Below are 15427 nucleotides of genomic sequence, written 5' to 3'. Positions count from 1 at the left end.
ATAATCCTCCTAAATAGTCACTTCTTGGCTTGCTGCAAACAAATACAGCAGACGCTCCTTGATCGGGATTCTGAGGATCGATTCAACCGCTTCCTGATAGACGGTCAACTGAACGCCATATCGCTCGGCCATCTCCGTATTGACATCGCTTATGTGCGATATCCGATCGGTCTTGTAATCCAGCAGAACCCAACCGTCCTGTTCTTCAAAGAGGCAATCGACGATTCCCTGGATAATCTGATGGTCTCCGTCCTCATCCGCTTTTGCGTAAGTAAAAGGAACTTCCCGTTTGATGTTTTTCGCCGAACGAAGACGTGCAGCAGTATCGCTTTCATAAAATCTTTCCAGTTCTTCGATCTTCACCGCTTTTCCCTCGTCGGGCGAAAGGATCTCCATCCCGACCAGCGTTTCGATGAACTCTTTTATTTCAGCGGCATCCATTGTGCGATCCAATGGAATGTGCTGCATGACCGCATGGACAGCAGTACCGACATCGGCCGCTGACAAGCGTTTGTCCATCATGAAATCAGGACGGTGCAACAACACTGTTCTTTCGGGCTTTGCCGTTTGGATAAAGGATTCTGGCTCATCCAGACGCTGCAGCATCTGCAGCCGTTTCATTTCCGTCACAGACTGCTTAGAACGTTTCTCAACCGCTTTTTGGTGCGGATATTGATAGTTGAAGCGATCATTGACCAGCTGCTGATAATTTTCATTGGAATCATCGCCTTCCAGCAGCTCTTCCAAATTCACAACTCCTGGGAGCAATGACTGGGACTCAATAATTTCAATATGGAAGCGGGAGGAATGATCAAGAACATTGCCATTGACATTCAATTGTTCAGCAGCATCCGGATGTCTGGCAAGAGCGGGGCCAATCCAGTCCAAATAACCTTTTGCACGTGACCGCATGAAATCGGGCAGCCGGACATCTTGTGTACCGACTTTCCATTTTTCAAAAAGCTTATCGATTTCCTTAACGGAAGCCGTCAAATACAGACGCTCTTTTGCCCGTGTCATCGCTACATACAAAACCCGCATTTCTTCCGCTTTCATCTGCAGCTGCTTCATTTCTCTGACCGCAAGGAACGGCAAGGATGTATATTCAATCCGCGTATCGGGATTGACCGCCTTAACAGCCAATCCATAATCCTGATCGAACAGGTAGGATTTTCTGAAATCCATTTCATTGAAAGAGCGGCCTGTACCGGCAAAGAATACTACTGGAAACTCAAGTCCCTTCGACTTGTGGACTGTCATGAGCCGAACGACATTTTCTTTTTCGCTGAGCGATTTCGCTGTACCCAAATCATCCCCACGTTCGCGCATGCGATCAATGAAGCGCAAAAAGCGGAACAGCCCGCGGAAAGAGGTTTTCTCATATTCCAACGCCCGGTCATGCAACGCACGCAAATTGGCCTGGCGCTGCTTGCCATTGGTCATGGCGCCTGCCATCTCGTAATAGTTCGTATCCAGGTAAACCTGCCAGATCAATTCCGCCAAAGAGCCTCTGCGGGCCTGGTTGCGCCACCCTTCCAGCTGAATGATAAAGCGTTGAAGCTTCACCGCTGTGCCACGATCAATTCCTGTACCGGCGCGCATGAAGGTTTTCAGCGCTTCATAAAACGAAGCCTGAGGCGCAGCTAAGCGGATCTCGGCCAACTCATTCTCTTTCAAGCCGATGAACGGTGCTCGCAAAACAGAAGCAAGCGGAATGTCCTGATATGGATTGTCGATGACGCGCAGTGTATTGAGCATGATCATTACTTCGAGTGCGTCAAAGTAGCCGCCTGTCAATTCAGCGTATAAAGGAATCCCCGCCATTTTAAATTCGTCCACAAAGTCTCCAGACCAAGTCATGGAGCGCATCAAAACAACGATATCCCGGTATTCAAGTTTTCGTTGCTGCTGGGTCCAGGGGTCATTGACGACCATTTCCTGGTCCATCATCTCTTTGATTTTTTTTGCGATATAACGCGCTTCCCACTGCGATTTCACCAGGTCCTCATCCATAACTTCCTCTTCTGTTTCCGGTTCATGGATCAGAGCCAGTTCAATCGGTACCTGCTGCTCGGGATAAGGTGCTTTCGCTTTTAGCGCCGCTGCTTCGTCATAGTCGATTTCCCCGACCCGCTCTCCCATGATCTGCGAGAATATATAATTGGTGCCATCCAATATTTCCTTACGGCTCCTGAAATTCGCATTCAAATCGATGCGCAGCCCAGCATCTTTTGCATCGTGGCGAAAACGGGAATATTTCCCCAGGAATAGCATCGGTTCAGCGAGCCTGAATCGGTAGATCGATTGTTTGACGTCGCCCACCATAAACAGATTGCCGTCTTGTTCAGCTCCTGACTTCACTAAATTCAAAATGGTTTCCTGCAGCAGATTGGTGTCCTGGTATTCATCCACCAGCACTTCCTTGAAACGATCCTGGTATTCTTTTGCAATGGCCGATGGTTTGCCATCATCCGATAAGATTTCAAGTGCATAATGCTCCAAGTCAGAGAAATCAACCAGTGCCCGGTCGATCTTGAGGGCTTTGTATTGATCCGCAAAAAGCTGCGTCAGTTCCACTAAGGTTTTCATCAAAGGCGCCATTTCACGCATTTCGTCGAGTAGGCGTTTAGGCGACCTCGTAAAATAGGCATCGAACAGGCCGTTGACGATTTTCTTCACTTCATTGCGCATCGCTTTCGCTTCGTCTGCAACTGCAGGGTCACAAGAATCTTTCTTGATACTGGCCGCTTTTTCGAATTTGAAGGACTTTGAAAAAGCATAAAGGCTGTCCCAAGAAGTCTCTAAAGCAGAAAGAGCCGATTGGATCACTTCTGTGTCTGTCTTGAAGGTATTTTCCAGGAGAGCGGGGCCATCCGGCTGTAAAGCCAATTGCAGTCCCTCCTGCGTCAGCTGCAGCGCTTCTTCTAATGCATGACGTATCGTTAGTTTCAAGTCACCGGTAAACGGCAATTCATCGATGCTGGCTGATTTCGGCACCTCGTATAATGCAGGTACTTGCTGCAGCCAGTCTACAGGATCAGGATGGACACGCGAATAATCATAGAGCTTGCTAAGCAGTACCTCCATCGCCTGGTCGCTGCGGTCGGAAGTAAAACTGTCCGCCAACCTATATACTGCCTCAGCCCCTTCCCCCTCATAAGCCGTTTCAAGAACAGCTTCCAGGACATCATCCCGCAGCAAAGCCGCTTCTGTCTCTCCTGCAATCCGGAACCCTGGATCAATTTCAAGCAAATAGGCATATTGTTTCACCACCTGCAGGCAAAATGAATGCAATGTGGAAATTTGTGCTTTATTGATTAGCCGCAATTGCTTACGCAAATGGGTTGAATCAGGGTTTTCTGCAACAGCTTTTTCTAATGCATTCGACATGCGGTGGCGCATTTCAGCAGCTGAGGCATTGGTGAAAGTAACGACCAAAAGTTCGTCCACTGAAATGGGATCTTCCTCGGCCAGCACCTTTTCAATCATCCGATTGATCAGGACAGCCGTTTTTCCTGAACCGGCTGCTGCTGAAACAAGCATGTCCTGTCCTGTTGCCCAAATTGCCAGCCATTGTTCATCCGTCCATGTGGCATCAGTCGGTTTTATCGGTATCATCTTCAGCGGTCTCCTTTCTGATCAACTCTACTGCTTTGTCCGGCGATAATGCCGGTAATTTCCGATAAGTCTGTGTTGGGTCCGCTGGGTCGAACTGGCAGACAGAGCGATAGGAACAGAATTGGCATGGCGTGTCTTCTTTGACCTTATAAGGGGTGATGCTCGTGTTGCCATCCAATATGCCATTACCGGCCTGTTGATGCTTACTGCGGACATATTGGCGGATGGCATGCATATCCTCTTTAGCAACTGTTTTCGACTGGGAAGCGGACACTTCACCGCTTTTATTGAGCCTTACGGGTATGACATTGGAATAGCCGTCAATCCCATCATCCATCGCCTGAATCACTTCCGGATCTTCGACGACCAAACCGTTCATTTTAAAAGATTTGGCCATTTCTTCTTCGAGTTCTTCTGTTGTCATGAGCTTCGTCAATTTCAACATCGGATTATGCATATGGAAATACAATACACCAGCGGGTTCTGCTTCATCTCCAAGCCACCGTTCGGAATGTGTCAGTGCCACATCGAGATATGTGAAAGTTTGCAAAGACAGGCCATGATAGACATTGCTGAGGTCGAGCCCTTGTTTGGACGATTTGTAATCGACGACACGCAAATACGGTTTGCCATGGATTTCAGTCGAATCGATACGGTCGATCCGGCCCCGGACATTCATTTTGCGTCCGTTTTTCAAAGGAATATCGAGGGGTGGAATCGTTTCTTGCGGACCGAATCCAACCTCCAGCGCAACCGGCACAAATCCAGATACTTTGGCATGCTTGCTGAGCATAAATGCTGTCTGCCGGATGATGCCTTCCAATTTATGCTGGATATAGCGATAGCGATGGGAACTGATCAGGATATGGTTGACGAAATAAGGCGATAGCTGCTCAATCGCTTCTTTCGCTAAGTTTTGGCATTGTGTCCGGGTCAGCGATGACCAGGAGACCCCAAGCCTTAGGACTTCGTCCGAGATCCACTTAATTGCCGCATGGAAAAGATCCCCCATAGCGGGAGCAGCCAGTTTGTAATGGCTGCGTTCTTCAAGGCGCAGCCCATATGCTGCATAATGCGCAAACGGACAGCCGTAATAGGTTTCAACCCGCGATACGCTGGACGAGATCGGCGTACCATATAAAGGTTCGGCGATGTCTTCTCGCAGTGGATCCGCTATATTCGGTTTGATCGGCGCTAAAATTCGTTTTATGACCGAAGACCACAACGGATCTTCCTCATAATAGTTCAAGACAGCACGCCATTCAGCTGACAATTTTCCGCCACGGATCTGTGAAGTCAAATAAGCCAGACTTGCCCTCGGGTGTGAAATATAAGCCATTGGAGAAACATCCAAAAGCTCTTCGGGATCGATGACTGCCGGAACGGTGTCAATCGACAGCATATCCTTCAACTTCTGGATATAGAGGGAAGGCAGCAAAGCTTTTCCTTCTTCATCTGCAATCGGGTACGAGACCGTCAACAGATCGGACGCCGACGTAAAGGCACGGTAAACCATATAAGTCTCATCCATCAGACGCATTTTCGAAGTAGGCGCCAGCTCAAATCCGACCTGCGCAAACCACTCGCGGTCCGTATCAGTCAAAAGCCCTTCCTGCTCGATGCGCTTCGGCAATACGCCGTCATTGGCGCCGATGACAAACACCGACTTGATATCCATCAGACGCGCCAAATCGATTTTAGAGACCGTGACCTGATCAAGAGAAGGCGGAATCCGTGAAAATTCAAGCGTTTCAAACCCTTCGTCAAGGATTTTGACTGCTGTCGCCAAGTCGATTTCCTTATCTCCGAACATCAAGACAAACTGATCCAGCACTCCGATCCACTGATTCCATGCCTGTTCGTGTTCAGTAGCTGCCAGTAAACGATGCTCGCTTTCTTCCCGTTCTTTCAAATCCTGGATTTTCGCATAAACGTCCATCTTTTCTATAAACAGAAAGAGAGCTTCTGCGATATCCCTACCTGTTTTGCTGAGCTTCAGCTGTTCCTTTAACTGCGCTAAAGGCTCTCTGATTAGATCGCGGACCGCATGAAGCTCCATTTGAGCCGCCAGTTCTTCATCCGTTTGGATGGATGTATGAAATTCCAGACCCCGGTATTTCTTATAGAACCAGCGCTTCTCTTCAAACCAACGTTCCCCGTAAATGCCATTGGCAATGACAAAGTTCTCCAGCAGATCGCTTCGTTCCCGCCATTTTGTAGCCGGTCCCTGCGGAAAGAACAAATCTGTTTTAACCGCCCGGAAAATGGATTCATAAGAATAATTGGAGACGGTCGCTTCAAGAACCGAACGGCTGAATTCAATCAACGGGTGATGCAGCATCGACTTTTTCTGGCTGATGAAATAAGGGATTTCATACTGTGGAAAAATAGTGTTGATCAGTTCATCATAGATTTCAGGCTGTCTGTACAGAATGGCCATTTCATTGTACCGAAAGCCTTTTCTGGCTTGGTCTCTGATCCTCCTTGCCACTGCGTGCATTTCTGCTCTCCTGTTCGATGCTTCAACAAGGGATACACGGCCCTGGCCTTGAATCTTTCTGGTCGGATAATCATCAAAATGCCGTTCGATGTGCTCCAGTTCAGGATGAGAAAATCTGCGCGGTACAAAAAGATGCACAGCACCATCAATTTCGACACCCTCTTTTGCAGCCTGTTCGCTTAATCGGCGGGCGGTATTGGCAGACTGATAGAACAGTGCCTGCTCGTCGTTCGGATCCGTCTCTTTATCCATCGGCAAGGCAATGGTCACAGATTTGGCGTGTTTCATCAATTCAAATAGAATTTCATATTCTCTTGCCGTAAACGTTACAAAACCATCGATATAGATCGTGGATGATTTGATCAGTTCCGAATATGGTATTTTTTCGCTCAGCAAAGCCAGGTGGCCTTCGGAATCTACGAACACTTTTCCTAAACGGTTTTCAATCTCTGTCAGGATCATTTCCAGATCTTCCGCTTTATCCAACAGCGTTTTCGGCGCTCCCACTTCAGTTAATGAAGAGCGGATTGAACTGAATTCTCCGCAATCCACACAATAGCGGGCAAATTCCTTCACCAATTGTTCTATTTGGTCGGTAAATCCCCTTTTGCCGGCAGCTCTGCGGAACAATTGGAATTCTTCCCGATGTTCTTCCAACAGACTGCGGATCAGCATCCGGTAACCGAAGGTATCCACTTCTTTCCTGCTGATCCCCCCCACTTCCTGCAGCACGCGCCAGGCAAGCCGTTTAAAGGTGACTGCCTGCGCCCGAATCATGCCATTCATGCCATATGCAGCAGAAAGGCGATATTCGGTAGAAAACGACATCTGATCCGGCACGATAAGAAAAATAGGATCCCCATCCGCCTGCCGTTTTAATTCCTCCACTATTTCATCTTGGACAAAACGGGTTTTCCCTGCTCCCGCCCTACCATATACAATGCGTAAAGACACATGATCACTCCCTCAAATAAGAACGTTTGTTCTAATTATACGACTATCCCAAGATGATTGCCAACACCAAAACCATTTATTGCTTCTGCTTTTTACGCTCTTCATTTGCCAGACGATATTCAGCTTCCACTTTTTTATTTAATCGTTTTTCAAGAATTTTACCGATTATATACAATAGAATAATGACAAGGATGACAACGGCAGTCCGAACCGGCTGGGTAAAAAGAGCACGCAGGTCATAACCGACAAATGAAATCGTGAAGACCATGACAAATTTCCCGGCCATGACCGTCAGCAGATAATAATATCTGCGGATGTTTGATAGGCCAGCTACGAGGTTGACCAGAGCAGACGGCGTAAAGGGAAGGCACAACAACAGGAACAGCGGTCCAAACCCGTTCCGCTCCACCCAATGAATGAGTTTTTGCACTTTTTCATGCCTCGTCATAAAGTTCATGAAACGTGCCCTTCCGTATTTGCGGATCAATAGGAACACTGCATAAGCACCTACAACAGAACCTCCCCACGACAATAGGAAACCAAACCATAATCCATAAGCTGTTGCATTGGCGAATACAAAGACAAACAAGGGCAAAAACGGCAGGAACGCTTCAATGAAAGGTAAAAGGAAGCCGATTACCGGACCAAAAGCCCGGTAGGATTGTGTCAATTCAACAATATTCTCCATGGAAAAAAAATCCGACATAAGCTCATTCCTTTTAAGTACCAAATTTTTAAAATGCTGATAATAAATTAAAAGCTTTTATGATATGCTATTATAATTACTTTACACTCTTTCAATGAGTTTGGAAAAGGAAATACTTATACATAAGGAGCGAGAAAAATGGATAGACGTGAGTTTGCTGCTGGGATAAAGGCTGGAACCAGTATAGCAATCGGCTATTTTCCAATAGCATTGACATTTGGTCTATTGGCCAAGACAACCGGCTTGTCGCTATGGGAAGCAACAGCGATGAGCATATTTGTTTTTGCAGGAGCTGCACAATATATTTCCCTTTCTCTCATCACAGCTGGGGTAGCCCCAGCTGTGATCGTTCTGAATACCTTTATCGTCAACATTCGGCATTTTCTAATGACGGCTGCGCTCAATGAAAAGATGCAGCCAGATGACCGGTGGAAAAAAGCTCTCTATGCTTTTGGCATCACAGATGAATCATTTTCTGTATTAGCCACACAAAAAGGCAATAAATTAAGTACCGCTTTCGCTGCCGGAGTCATCCTCATCGCTTATGGAAGCTGGATCATCTTCACTGCAATCGGCCACCTGATCGGCGCCAATTTGCCACAATTCCTACAGGCCTCCATGTCGATTGCCCTTTACGCTATGTTCGTCGGATTATTGGTGCCTTCGATGCGCGGTAATCGCAAAGTAATCAGCTTGGCCCTTATTGCAGGCTTGGTCAATTCCTTCTTCTATTTTACAGAATGGCTGTCCACAGGCTGGGCCATCATGGTCTCGACTTTGGCATCTGCCATTTTCATTGAATGGGTTTCCCGGAAAGAGGTGAAAGAATAATGGGGGCATGGTATTGGTGGATGATACTCGGCATGGCGGTTGTGACTTATATTCCCCGCGCCATTCCGCTGACTTTTCTGGAAGGCAGGGAACTGCCTGAATCGGTTCAAAACATTTTACGCAATATCCCATATGCCGTGTTGGGTGCGTTGATTTTCCCTGCTATCTTTTTTATCCAGGAAAATATTTGGTTTGGGATCATCGGTGCCATTGCTGCATTCGGAATCGCCTTTACAGGTGCGAATGTTATGATTGTCGTCCTTGGTTCCATCGCAGTGCTGGCAATTTACAGCATATTCATATAAAATTGCACAAAAAAAGCCGTTACTCATTTTCATGAGCTTCGGCTTTTTTTCTGCGATTGAACATATTAGTGGAATACCAGAATCCGACAGTAAGAGATGCCGCATTGGCGATGAACAGCAGCCATGTATGGGTATAACCCGCATAAACTGCTGCCGCCATAAGTGCCACAGTCAAAATCAATGCAACAATGTGGTTGAACGTGACTCTCGTAAACAAAATGACGAGCAGTCCCGGCACCAAAAGAGACAGGAAAAATTTCGTTATCATTGATTCCATTTAGTTAGCTCCTTAATTGACCACTAATAATCCCAGGCGATGATGGTCATGACGGAAAATAACATGTTGGCGCAAACGCACTTCCAGGTTATGGTCCAAAACTTCCAAGCGGCAGTGGGCGGCGTTGACCTGAATCGCTTCATACAGCTCCGATTCATTTGAAATGGCGATGCCATTTACTTTGCGGATCACTTCGCCGCGCAGCAAGCCCATCTTATCGGCAGGAGACCCCGGCAAAACATCGACAATCATAACGCCTTGGGACTGCGGTGTTACAGCATAATTGCCGCTGCGTTCCTTCAATGCGAAATGGATTGTGATGGCGATGCGTCCGATCACTCCGGCTGCGAGTGCAACAGCTGCCAGCGGCTGCCATAATAACGCGGCCAATCCGACAACAATGATGCCGATCCCTAAAGTGGAAACGGCTTTACCGACCAACGGATAAAGATATACCGGCAATGTCCGCTGCGAACGTCCCAGGAATCCGAAGACGAATGGGAAAAGAATCAGCGAAAAGCTGGTTTCACCAATCGGCAACTGAGGCCAGTAGGGTGCATACGAATCAATCACCGTACCTGGCACTACCAATAGAATCGGCAATAGCCATAAACGTTTCGATAGATAAGCTGCGGCTTTAAGGCCGCGTCCCGATTTATGCAAACGGGGTGAAGCAGCGTCTGCCGCTGCTTTGTTGATCATTTTTCCTTCTGCGAAGACCAGCGCCCCTGCAATAAGTGCGACAGGAACAAGCCATTCATAAGCAAAGGCCGTACCTTCGAATTCAAATAAGCCAAAATTCAATGACCAGCCATTGGCATTAACTAACCAACTGAGGCCCACTGCTGCTGCAGCCAAGTAGACAAATGACCCTGCCTGATAAAAAGTCGTAGCCATCAAAAGAATGGAGACGATGCTCAAAGCAATCAGCCAATCCACCGGTACAACCAATCCGATTCCGGCAAAAAGCACAGAAAAGACAAGGGCGTACAACCAGCCATCTTTCAACAGCCGTTTGAATTCGGTCAAGCCATAAACAATCCGAATCCTGAATATTCTTCGTTCCTTCTTTACTCGATAATATCCCAACAGCACTGCAGCAAGCAATGCTATGTATAAAACCGGATTTACAAAAAATCTACCAATCGCTAACATTAAATCCATTATCACTATACTTACACCATCCTATCACCGGCAATTGACGCTATCTCTCATTGTAACAAAGAAAACCGGCTTTCTGCATTTCTTTTTCAGTTAAATGAACGCTGAGCCCAATTGCTCCAAAATATCTTCAGTTCCTTCAATTCCAGCAGACAGCCGGATTACTCGGCGAGTTACGCCGATTCGTTCTTTTTCTTCCGCTGACAGCGCTCTGTGGGAAGTTCCGTATGGATACGAAACTGTGGTTTCCACGCCTGCCAGAGTCGGTACAATTTTTATCCAGCCAAGTGAGGAAAAGAACTTCGACACATCAACTGTTTCCGGCAATTCGAAAGATACGATCGCCCCTACGCCTGGATACCAGACACGTGCCTTGTCTTCCAGAAATGCAGCGATCGCCTGCGCATTTTCTGTTTGTGTCTTCATTCGAAGAGCCAGCGTCTTAATGCCGCGGATTGTCAGCCAAGCTTCGAAAGGACTTAAATTCAACCCCAAATTCACGACACGTTTCTCTGCAATGCCGATCAGCTCCGCGTCCCCTACCAAAACACCGGCAGTGACGTCGCTGTGGCCTCCAAGGTACTTGGTCGCACTGTGAGCAACTAAATCCGCGCCAAGCGAATAAGGTGTCATTGTATAAGGTGTAGCGAAGGTGTTGTCGATCATGACCCGGACATCGTAATGCTGCTTCAACTGGCAAAGAACTTCGATATCTTCCAGACGCAAAAACGGATTGGTGATCGATTCACTGAATATCAACTTGATTTCGGGAGTATCAATCAGGATTTGCTCGATTTTGCTGATATTCGAGAAATCGGCAAAATGAACTTGGATTCCCATGAGGACAAGTTCTTCCTTCAATAAATGAAATGTTCCACCATACACATCCTGCGCGGCAAGAACATGATCGCCTGTTTTAACAACCGACAGGATTCCGGCAAGAATCGCCGATGTTCCTGAAGATGCCGAAACGCCTTTCGGTGCAAGCTCCAAATCAGCTACAGTTTGTCCAAGTGCATCGGTATTCGGATTGGCTGTGCGTGAATACAGGTAGGTGCCATTTCCTTCATAATAGCCTTCAAGTTCTTCCAGAGAAGAAAAAGAAAATGCGGAAGTCTGGTAAAGCGGCATAACTTTCGATTGGATCGTCCGTTCCTTCATCGTCGCTGTGTGCACTGATTTCGTTTCAATTGACGCCATTAGTCCATCTCCTATTCCAATTCTGCAATTAGTTTTTCCATCATGGGTTCGTCCATGGGGCCTACCACTTTATTTTGGATGTGCCCATTCGTATCGATCATATAAGAGGTCGGGATGGATGCCGCTTGATAAGTCGAACCTATATCGCCATTTTCATCCATCGGAATCGGAAATTCCAATCCGAATTCTTCAACAAACTCCTCAATTTTCCCAAGGCCTTTATCTTTAGTCGTTAAATTGACTGCCAGGATTACAACATTTTCATCTTCAGCCTGTTCGTCATAATAAGTTTGCATATGCGGCATTTCCGCTCGGCACGGAGGACACCAGGTTGCCCAGAAATTCAGCATTACTTTTTTTCCTTGATAATCCGAAAGCTTAACTTTTTCGCCATCCAAGGTAGTCAACTGAAAATCCGGAGCTTTTTCTCCTATAGCCAACCCTTCATCTGTCGGCAAAAAATCCACATCGCTGCCAAGAGCCATGTTATCCAGTGCTTCGGATTCCGCTATATTATTCTGAACAGCACCGATGATGACGAGCGCCACCATAACAGCAAGCACCAATAAGCCGATTATCTTTTTAGGCATCTGTTATTCACTCCATTCAACTTTCATCATACGATAAATTGGACAGTTTGTTCCACTAAGATTGCTAAAAAATGTGACAGAATAACAGGGATTTAAAAAAACAGCCGACATTAGATGCCGGCTGTCCTAAACTTATAATGAAACATAGCTGGCTGGATTCACGGCATTTGTGCGTCCGCCGTTCCAAGGTCCAACATGGATTTCGAAATGCAGGTGATCGCCGAATGATCTTCCGGTATTCCCCATTCCACCTATGTTTTGTCCTTGTGAAACCTGCTGTCCAACTGACACGCCAATCGAATTCAGATGAGCGTACACAGTTGCATGCGTTTGGCCATTTATCGAATGGGTGATGATGACTACGTTGCCGTAGCCGCCCATTGAACCGGCGTAGGATACAAATCCGTTTGCAGCTGCCACGATCGTGGTGCCTTTGCTGTTGGCAATATCTACGCCCTGGTGAAACTCCGGACCAGAACCGATATCGCGCCAGCCGAATTTAGAAGTAAAACGTCCGGCTGCCGGACGGATAAAACCAGAACTTGCATTCACAGAAACTGCCGGTGCTGGCGCGCTGTATGCTGGTGCCGGCGCAGCGGCAACAGGAGCACTTGGTGCTTCAGGCTTGCTGGCCGCTTTTTGCGAAGCTGCCTTTGCCTTGTCTTCAGCGGCGCGTTCAGCTGCCGCTCGTTCTGCCGCTGCTCGTTCAGCTGCCGCTTTTTCTGCTGCGGCTTTTTCTGCTGCGGCGCGTTCTGCAGCTAACTTACGCAAGCGCTCTTCTTCAGCTTTTCTTGCCAATTCCGCAAGCCGCGCTTGTTCGTTGGCAATTTTTGTTTCAAGTTCCGCACTTACGTCAATCGCTTCTTCGCGTTGCTGGACAAGTGTGGTCTTTTCTTTTGCTAAACGCTCCTGTTCAGCTTTCAGGTCTTTCACATGGCCAGCTTGTTCAGCTTTCTGCCCGTCTAATGATTTCTTGAGGTCAACAAGTTCTGCACGGCGTTGTTCCTGCTCTGCAAGCTTTGTCTCAACTTGTGCTTTTTGTTCACCTAAAAGCTTTTTATCTTCAGCTTGTTCGTTCATGATTTCGCGATCTGCATCAATCAAGGTGTTCACTGCCGAAAAACGGTCAATGAAATCAACAAAGCTGTTTGCACCCAGCAATACGTCTATGTAATCCACAGAGCCGCCGCTCAATTGGATGGCACGTGCACGTTCTTGAAGCAACTCTGTCCGTTCAGCAATTTTTCTTTCCAGTTCTTCAATGGATTTTCTCAGGTCATCGATTTCAACAATTGTCTGATCAATTTCACCTTGAACTCCATTGATTTTTGACTGGGTTTCCTGCATTTGGTTCTCCAGCTCCTGGATTTTAGCCATGATGCTTTCCAGTGTGGATTGGTTTTGATTCATTTCAGTGGATTTTTCACTGATTCCAGAATTCAATTCATTTTCTTTTTGTTCTATTTTTTGCTGCTCTTGCTGCAATTCACTTAAAGTATCAGCGTTTGCTGTTGGAATCAACAAGGTAAGCGATAATACGGATGAAACACCAGTCAACAACCATTTCGACTTTGAGTTCAAGTTTGTGATCCCCTTTCGGCTTTACGCTCTTTTTCTATCTATCTCTAGTTTAAGCTATACCATTCAAACGGTCTGGAGTCTCTTTATAATACCTGCAGACCGTTCTTATATCTATAATTACACACGCAAAAATTTTCTGATTGACATAAAGCTTCCCCAGATACCGATAAATACGCCCATCAATAAGATCAAGGCACTTACCTGGTAGATGAATGGGGTGAACTCCAATAGCTGGAAGAGTTCACCACTTAAACGGGGGTGTGCAAATTCAGTTATTTTTTTGTAAAGCAATGCTACCAGGCCAATCGGAATGAGTGAGCCTAAGATTCCAAGCCACATGCCTTCCAAAATGAACGGAATACGCACGAACCAGTTTGTAGCACCTACTAATTTCATGATTTCGATTTCACGGCGTCTTGCGACAATCGTGATTCGAATCGTATTTGAAATAAGGAACATAGCAGTGAACAACAGCGCCAGGATTAAAATCAGTCCGACGTTCCGTCCGGCATTCAAAAAGTTAAAGAGCTTCTCTATCTTGCCTTCACCGTATTTGACGTCCTCTATACTTTCTAAAGCCGCAATCTCGGTTGCTACTGCTTCAGTTTGCTGTGGATCAAGTGCTTTTACATAAAAAACATCGAACAATGGATTGCTTTGTTCGAATAAACTCAACTCATCCCCGAAATCAAGGACCAAGTCGGTCAGTTCTTCTTCTTTTGTCGAAAAATCAGTAGATTCTACACCAGGCATTTTGACAATCTGAGATTCCAGATCCTCTATTGTCTCTTCTGTAGCATCTAAGGAAACAAATACTTTAATTTCAACATCATTTTCGAGATCGTCGGCCACTTTGTTCAGGTTCATCATAATAAGAACAAATACACCGACCAACAATAGCGTTACCGTCACTGCGCTTACAGACGCGAAAGTCATCCAGCTGTTGCGGCCAATGCTTTTGAAACTTTCCTTGAAATGGCGCATCATCGTTCTAGCCTTCATAACCGTAGTCACCTCCAGCTACATCACGGACAATTAAGCCGCCCTCTATTGCAATTACACGATGTCGCCGTGTATTCACGATTTGCTGATTGTGTGTTGCCATAATAATCGTCGTACCTGCTTTGTTGATGCGTTCGAACAGGTTCATGATATCCCAGGCTGTTTCAGGATCCAGATTTCCTGTCGGCTCATCTGCAATCATCACTTTCGGCATATTGACGATAGATCGCGCGATGGACACACGTTGCTGTTCGCCTCCGGACAATTCCGTCGGAAACATTTTAGCTTTATGTTTCAACCCGACCAGATCCAACACTTCCATGACCCGTTTTTTGATGGCCGCGGGCTTTTCTTCAATTACTTCCAACGCAAATGCTACATTTTCATAGACATTCAGTTTCGTCAGCAATTTAAAATCCTGAAATACGACGCCAATCTGGCGGCGCAGCATCGGGACTTTCCGGTTCTTTAATGTTGCTATGTCAATATCGTCAACGAACATCTGTCCTGAGGATGGACGCTCTTCACGATACATCATTTTGATGAATGTCGATTTACCTGCACCACTCGGGCCTACGATATATACGAATTCCCCTTGCTCAATTTCAACATTGAGACCGTTTAAGGCGACAATTCCATTCGGATACTTTTTGTAGACGTTCTTCATTTGAATCATTTTTATTACCCACCTAATATTAATTG

General features: G+C 46.4%; 12 protein-coding genes. 2 read left to right on the top strand and 10 right to left on the bottom strand.

What is annotated here, in order from left to right:
- Positions 1–9: 9 nt before the first annotated feature.
- From addA to ACRC6Q_RS05710, 3 genes are all read right to left on the bottom strand, one after another.
- The gene (gene addA, locus ACRC6Q_RS05720; protein ID WP_431466040.1) at positions 10–3618 is read right to left on the bottom strand and encodes a helicase-exonuclease AddAB subunit AddA; all 3609 of its coding nucleotides are present in this window, start codon (positions 3616–3618) and stop codon (positions 10–12) included.
- Positions 3596–7072, bottom strand: coding sequence for a helicase-exonuclease AddAB subunit AddB (gene addB / locus ACRC6Q_RS05715; protein WP_431466039.1), 3477 nt, complete (start codon positions 7070–7072; stop codon positions 3596–3598). The genes addA and addB overlap by 23 nt, the downstream gene beginning before the upstream one ends.
- A 76-nt stretch (positions 7073–7148) precedes the next feature.
- Positions 7149–7778 carry a TVP38/TMEM64 family protein gene (locus tag ACRC6Q_RS05710; RefSeq protein WP_431466038.1) on the bottom strand — a complete coding sequence of 210 codons (630 nt, stop codon included), beginning with the start codon at positions 7776–7778 and terminating at the stop codon, positions 7149–7151.
- Positions 7779–7916: 138 nt separating this feature from the next.
- On the opposite strand from ACRC6Q_RS05710, the gene ACRC6Q_RS05705 reads away from it, so the two are divergent.
- The gene (locus ACRC6Q_RS05705; RefSeq protein WP_223633985.1) at positions 7917–8609 is read left to right on the top strand and encodes an AzlC family ABC transporter permease; all 693 of its coding nucleotides are present in this window, start codon (positions 7917–7919) and stop codon (positions 8607–8609) included.
- Positions 8609–8914, top strand: coding sequence for an AzlD domain-containing protein (locus ACRC6Q_RS05700; protein ID WP_431466037.1), 306 nt, complete (start codon positions 8609–8611; stop codon positions 8912–8914). Before ACRC6Q_RS05705 ends, ACRC6Q_RS05700 begins: the two co-directional genes overlap by 1 nt.
- Before the next feature lie 19 nt (positions 8915–8933).
- Here ACRC6Q_RS05700 and ACRC6Q_RS05695 read toward each other — a convergent pair whose 3' ends face one another.
- The 7 genes from ACRC6Q_RS05695 to ftsE all read right to left on the bottom strand — a co-directional run bounded on the left by ACRC6Q_RS05695 (position 8934) and on the right by ftsE (position 15401).
- Positions 8934–9191: a CsbA family protein gene (locus tag ACRC6Q_RS05695; RefSeq protein ID WP_223633991.1), complete on the bottom strand. Its 258-nt coding sequence runs from the start codon at positions 9189–9191 to the stop codon at positions 8934–8936.
- Between the two features lie 12 nt (positions 9192–9203).
- A complete protein-coding gene (locus ACRC6Q_RS05690) occupies positions 9204–10355 on the bottom strand; it encodes a PDZ domain-containing protein (RefSeq protein WP_431466036.1) in 1152 nt (383 codons plus the stop codon).
- Positions 10356–10445: 90 nt separating this feature from the next.
- Positions 10446–11552 carry a trans-sulfuration enzyme family protein gene (locus ACRC6Q_RS05685; protein WP_431466035.1) on the bottom strand — a complete coding sequence of 369 codons (1107 nt, stop codon included), beginning with the start codon at positions 11550–11552 and terminating at the stop codon, positions 10446–10448.
- Between the two features lie 11 nt (positions 11553–11563).
- Positions 11564–12142 carry a redoxin domain-containing protein gene (locus ACRC6Q_RS05680; RefSeq protein ID WP_431466034.1) on the bottom strand — a complete coding sequence of 193 codons (579 nt, stop codon included), beginning with the start codon at positions 12140–12142 and terminating at the stop codon, positions 11564–11566.
- A 132-nt stretch (positions 12143–12274) separates the two neighbouring features.
- Positions 12275–13723: a murein hydrolase activator EnvC family protein gene (locus ACRC6Q_RS05675; RefSeq protein WP_223634001.1), complete on the bottom strand. Its 1449-nt coding sequence runs from the start codon at positions 13721–13723 to the stop codon at positions 12275–12277.
- 117 nt (positions 13724–13840) lie between these two features.
- The gene (gene ftsX, locus ACRC6Q_RS05670; RefSeq protein WP_431466033.1) at positions 13841–14725 is read right to left on the bottom strand and encodes a permease-like cell division protein FtsX; all 885 of its coding nucleotides are present in this window, start codon (positions 14723–14725) and stop codon (positions 13841–13843) included.
- The gene (ftsE, locus tag ACRC6Q_RS05665) at positions 14715–15401 is read right to left on the bottom strand and encodes a cell division ATP-binding protein FtsE (RefSeq protein WP_223634007.1); all 687 of its coding nucleotides are present in this window, start codon (positions 15399–15401) and stop codon (positions 14715–14717) included. Before ftsE ends, ftsX begins: the two co-directional genes overlap by 11 nt.
- Between the last annotated feature and the right edge of the window lie 26 nt (positions 15402–15427).

It is taken from the genome of Planococcus sp. SE5232 (assembly GCF_050686535.1).
Taxonomy (GTDB): Bacteria; Bacillota; Bacilli; order Bacillales_A; family Planococcaceae; genus Planococcus.
Note: the sequence above shows the minus strand (reverse complement) of the source record. Positions and strands in the feature narration are given on the sequence as shown.

Excerpts from the sequence above, each read along its gene's own strand:
- addA (WP_431466040.1), bottom strand. The coding sequence starts at position 3,618 with ATGATACCGATAAAACCGACTGATGCCACATGGACGGATGAACAATGG.
- ACRC6Q_RS05710 (WP_431466038.1), bottom strand. The coding sequence starts at position 7,778 with ATGTCGGATTTTTTTTCCATGGAGAATATTGTTGAATTGACACAATCC.
- ACRC6Q_RS05705 (WP_223633985.1), top strand. The coding sequence starts at position 7,917 with ATGGATAGACGTGAGTTTGCTGCTGGGATAAAGGCTGGAACCAGTATA.
- ACRC6Q_RS05700 (WP_431466037.1), top strand. The coding sequence starts at position 8,609 with ATGGGGGCATGGTATTGGTGGATGATACTCGGCATGGCGGTTGTGACT.
- ACRC6Q_RS05695 (WP_223633991.1), bottom strand. The coding sequence starts at position 9,191 with ATGGAATCAATGATAACGAAATTTTTCCTGTCTCTTTTGGTGCCGGGA.
- ACRC6Q_RS05690 (WP_431466036.1), bottom strand. The coding sequence starts at position 10,355 with ATGGATTTAATGTTAGCGATTGGTAGATTTTTTGTAAATCCGGTTTTA.
- ACRC6Q_RS05685 (WP_431466035.1), bottom strand. The coding sequence starts at position 11,552 with ATGGCGTCAATTGAAACGAAATCAGTGCACACAGCGACGATGAAGGAA.
- ACRC6Q_RS05680 (WP_431466034.1), bottom strand. The coding sequence starts at position 12,142 with ATGCCTAAAAAGATAATCGGCTTATTGGTGCTTGCTGTTATGGTGGCG.
- ftsX (WP_431466033.1), bottom strand. The coding sequence starts at position 14,725 with ATGAAGGCTAGAACGATGATGCGCCATTTCAAGGAAAGTTTCAAAAGC.
- ftsE (WP_223634007.1), bottom strand. The coding sequence starts at position 15,401 with ATGATTCAAATGAAGAACGTCTACAAAAAGTATCCGAATGGAATTGTC.